Source organism: Actinocrispum wychmicini (genome assembly GCF_004345645.1).
Classification (GTDB): Bacteria; Actinomycetota; Actinomycetes; order Mycobacteriales; family Pseudonocardiaceae; genus Kibdelosporangium; species Kibdelosporangium wychmicini.
This window is the reverse complement of the sequence record NZ_SLWS01000007.1, coordinates 322,834-336,489: the sequence shown is the minus strand read 5'-3', so window position 1 is coordinate 336,489 and position 13,656 is coordinate 322,834. Positions and strand designations below refer to the sequence as shown.

Annotated in this window: 6 protein-coding genes; 5 read left to right on the top strand and 1 reads right to left on the bottom strand. The window is 66.2% G+C overall.

What is annotated here, in order from left to right; all coding sequences use genetic code 11:
* Positions 1-33: 33 nt before the first annotated feature.
* Positions 34-1,482, bottom strand: coding sequence for a M1 family metallopeptidase (locus tag EV192_RS31650; RefSeq protein ID WP_132121946.1), 1,449 nt, complete (start codon positions 1,480-1,482; stop codon positions 34-36).
* Between the two features lie 248 nt (positions 1,483-1,730).
* On the opposite strand from EV192_RS31650, the gene EV192_RS31645 reads away from it, so the two are divergent.
* The 5 genes from EV192_RS31645 (at position 1,731) to EV192_RS57495 (ending at position 13,033) form a co-directional block, all read left to right on the top strand.
* Positions 1,731-2,081 (top strand): MarR family transcriptional regulator, encoded by a 351-nt coding sequence (locus EV192_RS31645; RefSeq protein WP_132121944.1) that lies wholly within the window; start codon positions 1,731-1,733, stop codon positions 2,079-2,081.
* Positions 2,082-2,115: 34 nt separating this feature from the next.
* Entirely contained in the window at positions 2,116-2,727 is a 612-nt protein-coding gene (locus tag EV192_RS31640; protein WP_243727205.1) for a cysteine hydrolase family protein, read from the top strand.
* A gap of 3 nt (positions 2,728-2,730) precedes the next feature.
* On the top strand, positions 2,731-4,248 hold the full coding sequence (locus EV192_RS31635; protein ID WP_243727204.1) for an MDR family MFS transporter: 1,518 nt from the start codon (positions 2,731-2,733) through the stop codon (positions 4,246-4,248).
* Between the two features lie 263 nt (positions 4,249-4,511).
* Positions 4,512-12,764 (top strand): SpvB/TcaC N-terminal domain-containing protein, encoded by an 8,253-nt coding sequence (locus tag EV192_RS31630; protein ID WP_132121942.1) that lies wholly within the window; start codon positions 4,512-4,514, stop codon positions 12,762-12,764.
* Positions 12,758-13,033: a S1 RNA-binding domain-containing protein gene (locus EV192_RS57495; RefSeq protein WP_132121940.1), complete on the top strand. Its 276-nt coding sequence runs from the start codon at positions 12,758-12,760 to the stop codon at positions 13,031-13,033. The genes EV192_RS31630 and EV192_RS57495 overlap by 7 nt, the downstream gene beginning before the upstream one ends.
* The last annotated feature ends 623 nt before the right edge of the window (positions 13,034-13,656 follow it).

Sequence of the window (13,656 nt, the reverse complement as noted above, 5' to 3'; positions counted from 1 at the left end):
GTCGAACAGCCACACCACGGTGTCCTGGCTGGCCTAAGCTGCCTTCTTCTTGTCCGTCTTCGGCTTGAGCTTGCCCGGGTAGAGGTACTTGTCCTCAGGCTTGCTCTTGCCGTAGAACCACGCGTCGAAGAAGCCGGAGAGGTCCTTGCCCGTTACCAGTTCCACGTACTTCTGCCAGTCCTTGAAGGTGGCGTCACCGTTCTTGTGCAGGGCCGGCCAGTCCTTCAGGATCTTGGTGAAGCTCTTGTCCCCGATGGTGCGGCGTAGCGCGTGCAACGCGAGCGGGCCTTTGGTGTAGACGCCGTTCCAGGTGAACTCGTGGCCGGGGCCCATGTCGTAGAGTTTGTTGTCGGTGTTGGTCCAGTAGTCGTCGTCCGTGGCGGTTACGGCGGCCCGGTACTTGTCGTCCAGGTTCGTGCCGTCCTTCTCCTCCGCCCACATCCACGGCAGGTAGGACGCGAAGCACTCGTTCAGGCAGATGTCCTTCCAGTTGGTCACCGCCACCGCGTCGCCGTACCACTGGTGGGTGTTCTCGTGCACGATCGTCTCCAGATCGGCCCAGTCCGCGTACACGGGCCGGCTCATGGTCTCCAGGGAGAACCCGAGGCTGGTGCCGTGGAAGATCCCGCCGGCGGCGTCGACCGGGTACGGGCCGAGCTTGTCGGTGAGGAACGTCAACACCTCGGGCAGCTTCGCTTCGGCGTCCTTCTGGGCCTGGGACGCGGTCGGCGAGTAGGCGTTGACAATCGGGGTCTTGTCGTCGGCGGTGTCGTAGGTGAAGTCGAACTTGTCGATGGCCACGGTCGTCATGTAGGGCACGATCGGGGTTTCCTCGGCCCACACGGACTTGGTGTTCTTGCCGTCGTCGACCCTGCTGCTGCTTTTCTGCTTGCCGTTGGAGATGACCCCCCATTCCGCGGGAACCGTGATGGTGAGGTGGAAGGTCGCCTTGTCTTTCGGGGTGTCGTTGACCGCGTACCAGGCGGCCGATCCCTGCGGCTCCCCGGCGACGTACGCGGCGCCGCTCTTCAGGTGGTGCCAGCCGTTTTCACCGAGTGGACCGGAGATCGAGGTGGGCTCGCCGCTGTACTTGACCGTGGTCTTGAAGGTCTGGCCGCGGTCCACTGTGTTGGGGAGGTCGATGGTCAACTCGTGGTCGCCGCTGCGGCTGAACTTCGCTGATATGCCGTCCACGTCGATCGAGCTGACCTTCAGGCGGTACAGGTCGAGATTGAACGCGCTCAGCGGCTGGGTGGCGGTGGCGGTGACCACCTCGGTGCTGTCGAGCTTGTTGGTGGCCGGGTCGTAGGTGATCGTCAGGTTGTAGTCGCCGACGTCGTACCCGCCGTTGCCGTCCTGTGGGTAGTAGCCGTCACCGGCTCCGTCACTGCCGGGTAAGGCGGTCTCGGCGTACGCCACGGCCTGGCTGAGGGTCAGCCAGGCCGTGGTCGCGGCTACGGCCGTGACCACCCTTCTGTTCATCGTCGGTTTCCTCAATGGACACTCCGTTCTCGGCAGGGCGAGCGGCTATCGAGGGCAACAGTGCTTGCTCGCTGCGGAAACACTGGGATACGGTGTGAAGAATTGTTATTCGCCAAGGGATTCCGCCGCAATACCGCAACCGTGGCAGTGCCGGGTAAACCTGAGTGGACACCCGCCCGGGTTAATTAGTCAATTCACCGTGATTAATCTGGATTGATCAATCTAGATTGACTAAGTGACAGGAGCCGGTGACGGGCGCGTTGACCCTGGCCGAACTGTCGGTCCTTGGCCGGCTCGACCGGGAGGGCGCGACGACGGCGGCGGCGCTGGCGGTCGCCGAGCGGGTCACCCCGCAGGCCATGGCCACCGTCATCGCGGGCCTGACCGACTGCGGCATGGTCACCAGGACCAGGGACACCGAGGACAAGCGGCGCTTGCTGGTCGAGGTGTCCGACGAGGGCCGCCAGGCCATGCGCGGCCTTCGGCAGGAGAACGTCGACCGGCTGACCGGCGTGCTGGCCGAGCGACTCACGCCGGCCGAGCGGCGGCGGATCGCACAGGCGCTGCCCATCCTCATCCGGCTCGCGGATCTCCTGTGAGCAACCGATTCCTGTCAGCGAAAGGAAAGGATCCATGGTCCCCACCGAGCAGATCATGATCGATCCGGCACGTACCGCGCTGCTGCTGATGGACTTTCAGCAGGGCATTGTGGACATGATGCCGGCCGCCGAGGACGCCGTCGCGCACGCGGCCAAGGCGGCCGGGGTGGCCAGGGCCGCTGGCATCCACATCGGACACGTGCGGGTGGCGTTCCGTCCCGGGCATCCCGAGGTGTCCGCGCGGAACAAGGGCTTCGCCCCGGTGGCCGCGGCCGGCCTGATGGCCGAAGGCGACTCCACCACCTTGTTCCACCCACAGGTGGTTCCGGCCGGAACCATGCTCGACGCCGAGTTCGTGGTCACCAAGACGCGGGTGAACGCCTTCAGTGGCACCGACCTGGACCAGATCCTGCGCGCGGCCGACGTCGACACCCTGGTCCTGGCCGGCCTGGCCACCAGTGGCGTGGTCCTGTCCACCCTCCGCGACGCCGCGGACCGGGACTACCGCGTTCTGGTGCTGGCCGACGCCACCGCGGACCCTGACCCGGAGGTCCACCGGGTCCTGCTGGCGAAGGTCTTCCCGACCCAGGCCGAGGTGCTGGACACCGCCACGTTCGTCTCGGCTGTCGCCGCGGGGATGGGGTGACCCGTGACCGACACACGCGAAGCCGCCCCCGTGGCCACCGGCTCCAGGCTCCACCTGGTGTTCGGCGCGCTGATGCTGGCGATGCTGATGGCCGCGCTGGACCAGACCATCGTCGCCACGGCGTTGCCGCGGATCGTCGGCGACCTCGGCGGGCTGAGCTACCTGTCCTGGGTGGTCACGGCCTACCTGCTGGCCGCGACGGCCAGCACCCCGCTATGGGGCAAGCTCGGCGACATCTACGGCCGCAAGGGCATCTTCCTTGGGCTGATCGTGATCTTCCTGGTCGGGTCGGCCTTCTCCGGGATCGCCGGGAACATCGGCGAGTTGATCGCCGCCCGCGCGGTGCAAGGGCTCGGCGGTGGCGGCCTGATCGTGGTGACCCAGGCGATCATCGCCGACTTGGTGTCCCCGGAGCGACGTGGCCGTTACCAGGGCGTGCTCGGCGGGGTGTTCGGTGTGGCCAGCGTCGCCGGTCCGCTGCTCGGCGGATACTTCACCGACAACCTGTCCTGGCGCTGGGTCTTCTACATCAACCTGCCGATCGGCCTGGTCGCGCTGGTGTTGGCCGGCGTGTTCCTGAACCTGCCGCGCGGCCGGCAGGACCGCCCGCGGGTCGACTACCTGGGGATGGCACTGCTCGCCGCCGGTGTCGTCTGCCTGGTGCTGATCACCTCACTGGGCGGCACCACCTTCCCGTGGGTGTCACCTGAGATCATCGGGCTCGGCGTGGCCTCGATCGTCCTGCTCACGGCGTTCGTCATGGTGGAGCGAAGGGCGGTGGATCCGGTGCTGCCGCCGGCATTGGCGCGTATGCCCGTGTTCGCTCTGGCGTCCGGGATCGGTTTCCTCATCGGGTTCGCGCAGTTCGCCGTGCTCAGCTTCCTGCCGTTGTTCCTGCAGGTGGTCAACGGGGCTTCCGCGACCGCGTCCGGCCTGCTCCTGTTGCCGATGATCATCGGCATGATCATCACCTCGGTGGCCAGCGGACAGGTGATCAGCCGGACCGGCCGCTACGCGGTCTTCCCGATCGTGGGAACCGCCATGGTGGCGGCCGGCGCATTCCTGCTGTCCACCATGAACTCTGGCACCAGTACCGGTCTGGCCTCGGCCTACCAGTTCCTGTTCGGCCTCGGGCTCGGGCTGGTCTCCCAGGTCCTGGTGATCGCGGTGCAGAACAACGTCCGGCGCGACGATCTCGGCGCCGCCACCTCCGGCGCCACGTTCTTCCGCTCCATCGGCGGCTCGTTCGGAGTGGCCGTCTTCGGTTCGCTGCTCACCAGCCTGCTCGCCACCAACCTCACCGACCTCGCCACCGCCGGTCGACTGTCCACAGCGGACGTGGCAACGGCCGCCGCTGCGAAGAACAGCCCCACCGCGCTCCAGGCCCTGGCCGCGCCCGTGCGGGATCTCGTCACCGGCGCCTACGCCCAGTCACTCGACACCCTGTTCCTCATCGCCGCGCCCGTCGCGTTCGCCGGATTCCTGCTCGCCTGCTTCCTCCGCGACGGCAGTTCGTCCTGACGACAAGGAGCATCGCACTGGGGACTGGTGCTGATGACACCTCGATCGAACAGCGCCCTGTCCGCCAGCGAGGGCACCCGTCTCCGATCGTGGTCTCCGTCCGTGGTCGGAGCCCGACTTTGCGCCCACGGTAGGAAGCCTTCCTAACGAATGTTCGTTAGCGTTGATCATGTGTTGCCAGCCGCCGAGAGCGACCAACCAGCTCGGCATGGTGGCACGCGTGCGTGTCCGGTTGTAGGCCACCTGTCCGAGAGGGGCTGGGCATGACTGTGCTCGCGTTGACTCGTCGTTCGGTTCGTGTTCGCCGCAAGGGTCTGATCCTGGTCTTGGTTGTGGCGTTGTTGGGGTTGGGGATGGTTGCGTCCGGGGTGGCGGGCTCGGCGGGTCCGGGGGCGGGTGCGGGTGGAGCGGTGAAGGCTCCTGAGCATCCGGAGGGCACGTCGTTCAACCCGAATCAGATCAAGGACATCAAGGCGGCTGATCCGGGCGCTGGGGTGAATGTGATCGGGGTGCCGTCGGCGAACAATCTGGGTGACGCGCGGTTGTCGTATCCGTTGGAGGTGCCGAAGGGGCGGGCGGGGTTGGAGCCGAAGTTGGCGGTGGCCTACAACTCGGCGAGTGTGAACGGCTGGTTGGGTGTCGGGTGGGACGTGGCTACGCCGTCGATCACGGTGGATACGCGGTGGGGGGTGCCGCGGTATGACGCTGGTCTGGAGACCGAGACGTATCTGCTGGGCGGTGAGCAGTTGACGCCGGTGGCGCATCGGGGTGCGTTGCAGGCGCGGACTGGGGAGAAGGTGTTCCACGCTCGGGTGGAGGGCGCGTTCGGCCGAATCGTGCGCCACGGTGACAAACCGGCTAACTACTGGTGGGAGGTCACCGACAAGCAGGGCACCCGGATGATCTTCGGTGGGGCGGCGGACACGACGTTGGCCGATGCCGACGGCAAGGTCGCGATGTGGGCGTTGCGGGAGGTTCGGGACGCCCACGACAACGTGATGCGCTATCGCTACGCCACGGTGGCTGACGGCGGGACTGAGAAGTCGAAGGTGGCGGGCAGCAACCTGTACCCGCAGCGGATCACGTACACCGGCCGTGGGGACACCGATGGCCGGTATTCGGTGACGTTCCTGCGTGACCGGGACCGGGGTGAGCCGCGCCGCGGGGATGTGCAGATCGACGCCCGGGGCGGGTTCAAGAAGGTGACCGCCGACTTGTTGCGGCGGGTCGAGGTCAAGCTGGACGACCAGTTGATCCGCGCTTATGAGTTGAATTATCGGACCGGTGCGTTCGCCAAGACGCTGCTGACGTCGGTGTCGCAGTTCGGCGAGGACAACCGCCTGTTCACCACGCACTCCTTCGACTACTTCGACGACGTTCGGGACAAGGACGGTAACTACACCGGGTTCGCCGACGCGGTGAACTGGGCGGCCGCCGATGACGGTATCGGTGTGGGCGTGCGCGACGGCAAGGCGAGCGCGTTGTCGGCGAGTTCGTCGGTGGGCGCGGGTGGGCATTTGTATGTCGGCTACAACCCGGCGGTGCCGGTCAAGTCGGGGTCGGCCGGGGTGAAGGCGGGCGCCAACGCGAGCGTGTCGGACGGGTTGCTGGCGTTGGCCGACGTGAACGGCGACAACCTGCCGGACAAGGTGTTCCGCAAGGGCGGGGACGTGTTCTACCGGCCGAACCTGGGCGGGCCGGGCGGGCAGCCGAAGTTCGGGGACACCGCGATCAAGCTGTCGGGTTTGCCGGGGATCTCCTCGGAGACGACGCTGTCGGGCACGGTCGGGGTGGAGGCCTATGCCGGGGTGGCGGCCCAGTTGGATCTGGTGTCCACGGTGACGACGTCGGATCGCTATCTCTCGGATGTCAACGGTGACGGGATCGCCGACCTGGTGAACAACGGCAAGGTGCTGTTCGGGTATCTGGACGCGAGCGGCAACCCGGCCTACAGCGAGGACAGCAAGCAGACGCCGGTGCCGGTGGGTGGTGGTGCGGCGTCGGGGTCGTTCGTGGGTGATCAGCGGGCGGCGTTCGAGCGTGCGGTGGACAACTCGCCGCTGTTGGACAGTGTGCGCCGGTGGGTCGCGCCCTATGACGGCACGGTCCGGATCGACGGGCGGGTGCGGCTGGTCAAGGACACCAGTCCGCAGCGCGCGGCCTATACCAAGGCTGATGGCGTCCGTGTCACGATCCAGCACAAGGACAGCGAGTTGTGGGCGCAGCGGATCGGCCCGGATGACTACATGGAGTTCGCCCCGACCGGGGTCAGTGCGATCCAGGTACGTAAGGGCGACGCCGTCTACTTCCGCGTCCAGTCCATTTTGGATGGTATGTATGACACGGTGGCGTGGGATCCGACGATCACCTACGCCGGCCAGTCGAGCACCGATGTCAACGGGTTGAGCAACACCGTGTACTCCGCGTCGCGGGACTTCACGTTGGGCGGGCGGGCCTCGCAGGTGACCGTGCCGGTGACCGGGACGATCCGGTTGACCGGTGACGTGGTCAAGTCCGCGGCCACGTCGGATGACGTGACGGTGCTGATCACCCGCAACGGCACCGACGTGGTCAACAAGAAGCTGACCAGCGCGTCGACGGGCACCACGCCGATCGACCTGAGTATCCCGGTGACCGCGAAGGACAGTCTGTCGTGGCGGTTGAAGGCGGACTCCGCGATCGACCCGAACGCGGTGAAGTGGGTGCCGCGGGCGCATTACACCCAGGCCGACGGGGTGGACACGGTCGTCGACGAGAACGGCAACCCGACGATCGTCATCAACCCGCCGGTCGACCAGGACATGTACCCGGTGTCCAATCAGAGGACGCCGCTGAAGCCGTGGACGGCCGACAAGACCGGTCAGCTGATCGTGCAGCCGTCGATCAGCCCACAGGTGGGCGACACCAACCCGCACAAGTTGGTGTTCACGGTCAAGAAACGCGGTGGGCAGCTGCTGGCCAAGCAGGCCGTCGACATCCCGGGCGGAACGACGCCTACGCTGCCGCCGCAGCGGATGACGGTGGCGGTCACTCAGGGCGATGAGTTGTTCTTCGACTACGCCACGCAGGAGGCGAAGGCGCCGGAGGTGATGGTCGCGGGGGCGTACGTCGGGTTCAACGGGTGGTACCTGCCGCTGGTGTCCGCGTCGATATCCGCCTCCGCCGAGCCGGGTGCGTTCGCCCAGCCGTACCGCGGCTGGGGTGTGATCGGCTACCAGGGCAACCGGGACCGGGCCGCCCAGCCCATCAAGCAGGACGAGCTGGTGCTGGACCAGAGTTTCAAGGACTCCCTGCCCAAGGCGCCGACCGAGCAGGACGTGCCGGGGTTCAAGGCGAACCCGACGGTGACACTGCCGCGGATCGCGCTGTTCGTCCCCCAGCCCGCCCAAGGACGGTGGGCCGGCTCGGATGACAACACCTGGGCCGGGCCGGGCACCGCGTCCAGTTCCCGCTACGGCATGGACACCGTGGACGTGGTCTCCGACGCCGATGTGGCCGGGGCGAAGGGGGTGCCGCGTCGGGCGATGAGCGTGCAGGTGTCCACCACACTCGGGGTGGGCGCGGTCAGCGGCAGCCTGGCCGGCGGCATCACCTCCAGCAGTGTGGACTTTCTCGACCTCAACGGCGACCGCTTTCCTGATGTGGTGGGCTCGCAGGGGATCCAGTACTCCGACATGGCCGGCGGTCTGGGCAACACTCGGGGTTCGCTCGGCGGGAACGTGCGCGAGTCGGACTCCGTCGCGGCCACCGTGTCGGCCAGCGCGGGCAGCCCCGCCCGCACGATGAGTACGGCGCGCGGCACCGACGCGCCCACCGCTGATGCCAGCGCTACTACCGCCCGAGCCGGCTCGGAGATGCCCGTACTCGGTTTGGGCGGCGAGGTCGGCGGCGGCCGGTCGAGCACCACACTGGATCTGATCGACGTCAACGGCGACGGCTTACCGGACAAGGTCTACGCCAACGGCGATGTCGCGCTGAACCTGGGCTACTCCTTCGCCGAGCGCGAACCCTGGCCGGCGGGCCCAGTGAACACGGCACAGACCGCCAACCTCGGCCTGAACCTCGGGGTCAACCTCGACAACTACGGCTTCGCCGGCGGCGTGTCGGCCACCTTCGGCACGTCGACGACCACCGCCAGCATGACGGACGTCAACGGCGACGGCCTGGCCGACCGGGTGTTCACCGACGGCGCGAACCCGGTCAAGGTCGCGATCAACACCGGCAGCGGGTTCACCGCGCCCCTGCCGTTCCGCGGCAGCTTCAGCCAGGTGGCGGCCGACAAGAACGCCAGCATCGGTGGCGGCGCCTACTTCACCTTCGGATTGTGTTACCCCGGGCTCGGTTGCCTGGTGTTCAACCCGGGTGCCAACGTCTCCACCGGCATCGGCCGCGCCGAGATCGGCCTGCGCGACATCGACGGTGACGGCCTGGTCGATCACGTCAAGTCCACTCGGGACAACGAGCTGCTGGTGGCGGTCAACAAAACCGGCCGCACCAACCTGCTGCGCTCAGTGTCGCGCCCGATGGGCGCCCGCATCGACCTGGACTATACCCGCACCGGCAACACCCAAGCCATGCCCGAATCCCGCTGGGTCCTGTCGCGCACCACGGTGTTCGGCGGCCACCCCGGCGACGGCGCTGACACCCAACTGACCACCTACCGTTACGAACAGGGTCGTTACGATCGCCTTGAACGCGAGTTCCTCGGGTTCGGCCGGGTGATCACTGAGGTCCGCGACCCAGGCGCAGGGGACGCGGTGTACCGCATGGTCACCTCCGAGTACCGCACCGACGGCCACGCCACCCGCGGCCTGCTCGCCCGTACGCTGACCGCTGACGGCGCTGGCAAGCCGTACCTGGAGACCACCAACACCTACCAGTTGCGTGACATCGCGGGCGGTGGCGAGGCGAACCCGGCCACCCCGACCGCGAGCGTGTTCCCGCAACTGACCCGGGTGGACAAACGTTTCTACGAAGGTGCCGCGACCGCGGTGAAGTCCACCTACACCGAGATGTCCTACGACGGGTACGGCAACCTCACCCGCTCGTTCGACGCCGGTGACACCGGCACTGCGGACGATGTCGAAACCACCTACGCCTACAGCGCGTCCGACCCGGCCTGCCGGGACCGCAACATCGTCGGCACCGCCACTGTCCTGCGCCAACGCGCCACCAACACGGAGCTTCGGCATCGCGAGTCGACCGTTGACTGCGCGACCGGTGACCTCCGGCAGGTCCGCGAGTACCTCACCGACACCACCTCGGCCGACACCGACCTGGACTACTTCCCCGACGGGAACCTTAAGGCGGTGACCAACCCGGCGAACAAGACCGGCCAACGCTACAAGCTGGAGTACGGCTACGACACCGTGGTCGGCGTCCACATCGAATCTGTTGTGGACAGTTTCGGCCTGCGGTCCAGTACGACGCACAACCTCAAGTACGGGCAGCCCGATCGCACCACCGACAACAACGGCCAGCAGCTGCTGATGACCTACGACCCGGTGGGCCGGGTGGACACGGTCACCGGTCCCTACGAGATCGGGTCCGGCAAGGTCACCATCGACTTCGACTACCACCCCGAAGCCACGGTCCCGTACGCCACCACCCGGCACCTCGACCGGGCCGCCGGTGGTGTCCGGGACGACACGATCGACACCGTCACCTTCACCGACGGCCTCAACCGCGTGCTGCAAACCAAGAAGGACGCGTCGGTGGCCGCCAAGCCGGGGGACACGCCACAGCAGGTCATGACCGTGTCCGGCCGCACGAAGCTCGACTTCCTCGGCCGCACGGTCGAGCAGTACTACCCGGTCACCGAACCCAAGGGCGACGGCAACACCACCTTCAACACCGCGTCCGATCCGGTCACACCGACCCGGACCTCGTTCGACCTGCTCGACCGTCCCGTGCAGACGGTGCTTCCCGACGGGGCCACCACCAGCCAGGCCTACGCGTTCGGCCCTGACCGCGCCGGTGTCACCCGGTTCGAGAAGGCCGTCACCGACCCCAACGGCCAACAACGCCGCACCTACACCGATGTGCGCGAGTCGACCACCGCGGTCAAGGAGTTCAACGGGCCGGCGGTGATCTGGACCAGCTACGACTACGACCCACTGCGCCAGCTCACCACCATCACCGACGACAAGAACAACGCCACCCGCGCCGAATACGACGGGTTGGGTCGCCGCACCGCGCTCGACAACCCCGACACCGGCCGCACCGAGACCCGCTACGACCTGGCCGGCAACATCACCGCCACGATCACCGCCAACCTGCGGCCCGCCGGCAAGCAGGTCGAGTACGACTACGACCACAACCGCGTCACCGCCGTGCGCTACCCGACCTTCCCCGGCAACAACGTCACCTACACCTACGGCGCGCCCGGCGCTCCCGACAACGCCGCCGGCCGGATCACCGAGCTCCGCGACGCCGCCGGGACCGTCACCCGCGGCTACGGGCCGTTGGGCGAAACCACCCGGGAAACCCGCACCATCAAGATCGCCGGGCAGGCGGACCGCAGCTACACCACCCGATGGGCGTATGACGCGTTCAACCGCGTCCTGCAACTGACCTACCCCGACAGCGAAGTGCTCACCTACGACTACGACACCGGCGGCCAAGTCACCCACGCCACCGGCACCAAGAACGGGACCAGCTCCACCTACCTCGAGCGCCTGGACTACGACAAGTTCGGCCAGCGCGTCCTGCAACAAACCGGCAACGGGGTGCGCACCACCTACACCTACAACGCCGCCGACCGCCGCCTGACCACCCTCACCTCCACCCAACCCACCGGCACCACCTTCCAAAACCTCGGCTACACCTACGACAAGACCGGCAACATCACCACCCTGACCAACAACGCGCCCGCGTCAACGCTCGGCGGACCCAGCAGCCAAACCTTCGGCTACGACGACCTCTACCGCCTCACCAGCGCCAGCGGCCAATACACCAAGAACAACCAAACCAACAAATACACCCTGACCCTCGGCTACGACTCCATCCACAACACCACCACCAAAACCCAACGCCACGAAATCACCACCACCCCAACCGCGGCCCCGGCGGCGCTGTCCCAGTCAGGGACACGCACAGCGTCCTTCGGCCCGATCGAGCCGGTCGAAGACCCGAACAACCCGCCCGAGGTCCAAGACAAAACCACCTACGACTACCCCTACACCTATAGCAGCGGGAAACCCCACGCGCCCAGCAAAGTCGGCCCGATCACCCAGGCCTACGACACCAACGGCAACCTCACCGACACGGTGAACACCGCGGCCGCAGGCAAACGCCGCCAATACGTGTGGGACGAGGAAAACCGGCTCGCCTGCAACCAGGACACCGCCACCGCCACCGTCGCCCAAACCCCCACCGGCTGCACCAACGCCACCGCCAGCTACACCTACGACGCCAAAGGCGACCGCGTCATCAAACAAGGCGACGGCCTACACCTCTACCCCAACCGCACCTACAGCGAACGCGACGGCACCGGCTACAAACACGTCTTCATCGGCGACAACCGCCTCACCACCATCACCACCACAGACAACACCCAGTCCTACTACCACGCCGACCACCTCGGCTCCTCCGGCTACGTCACCGACGGCCAAGGCAACCTCACCGAACACCTCGAATACATGCCGTTCGGGGAAACCTGGATCGAGGAACAAGCAGGCCAAAACGGCACCCCCTACCAATACACCGGCAAAGAACTCGACTCCGAAACCGGCCTCTACTACTACGGCGCCCGCTACTACAACCCCAGAACCCAACTCTGGGCCAGCCCCGACCCAGCCCTACCCGACTACCTCGACAAGAACACCGCCGGCGGCATCACCGAACCCCGCAACCTCGCCACCTACACCTACACCCACAACAACCCCGTCCAATACACCGACCCCACCGGCAAATTCCTCGGACTTGCTCCACTCGTGCCCCTTCTTGAGGGCGCAGCCGTCGGCGGTGCGACCCTCTCGCCTCCGGGTCTGGTTGTTGTCCTTGGCGTCGTTATGATCGGCGGGGCGGCGTGGGCGATCGTAAACATGCCGGATTCCAGCGGCAAAAGTGAGCGGTCGGGGCCTCAAGCAGCTCAGACAAACCCCGCGCCGGTACCTCCGCTGACACCTCCGGTAACATCTCCGGGGAAGCTGCAAGGGCCCCCGCGCGAGCGCGATGAGATGGTGTCGATCTACAAGGCGCCACAGTCGGGGATGGGTGCCAAGTTCATGTCACGCGGGTTCACGCAGGACGATTTTCCTTACGAGCCGGGATCGAAGGACAAGAACGGTATGGCATACTTCGCTGGACCGAATGATCGTTCGATTGCGGAGGAATACGCACAGTCGTACAAGGAGGGCGTTATCGAGATACGGATACCTCGACACGACTATGACTTGATATGGAAGCGCTTCGAGAAGCCCTATCAAGGTGGACCTCGCATGGAACTGGAGATTCCACGTGAAGCGGTTACTGCGCTGAACGCCTACCGTCCGTGGCAGTTGCACCCATGGTGACCGGAGCTGAAGTGTGGGTCGAGGCCAAAGAGTCCTACCCGGTGGGTGCCATCGTCGAGGCCGACGTAACTCTCCGAGTTGTCTTCGGGATCTTCGTGGAACTCGACCGCTTTCCAAGCGTGTCAGCCATAGTTGACATCGCGTCGTACCGGCCGGATGGAGCGATCTTCACCCCAGAAGAACTTCCTCCAGTGGGTACTCGAATTCGAGCGCGAGTAGTCGAGCATAATGAGCGAACTCAGCAAATAAAACTGAGAGTCGGGCCGTGATCTCCTTCTGGGTCGATCAAAGTCGATCTTGCCCCGAGCGTTCTCGTGTCGCCACAGGGTTGTGGGCGTCAGTAGCCTGGGCCCAAGCACGGCCCCTGGACTGCCCAACAAACCCGCACCGCACGATGGGCTTGGGTAATCGAGCCGATGGCTTCCGGTTCCTGATCCGCGCCCGCGTCGGCCAGTTCACCGCCTCGTTCGACGCCGTCTGCGCCAGCGCGGCATCGAGATCGTGAAGACTCCTGATCATCGGTGACCGGCACCTGCGCGCCGTGCTGGCACGGTATGTCACGGCAGCTTGACGCGCAGATCAAAGCTACAGGGCCGACTTCTGAAACCCCGCTGGACAGGTCACACGAGCACCGTGGTGATCGAGACCGTCTACAGGCACCAACTGCGGCCGGTGGTGCAAGACGGGGCGACTGCGGTCAACCGGTTGTTCCCCAAACCGGCGGCGTAGTCAGGCAGTTGGTCAGGCTGAGACACCAAAGCCCCGTCCACTCCACAGTGGACGGGGCTGAGCTGGTGGGCAATACGGGGATTGAACCAGCGACCTCTACCGTGTCAACTAAGATCAACAGCTTCTTTGACCTGCGGAAACGCGACTTCTGCACGTCGGGTAG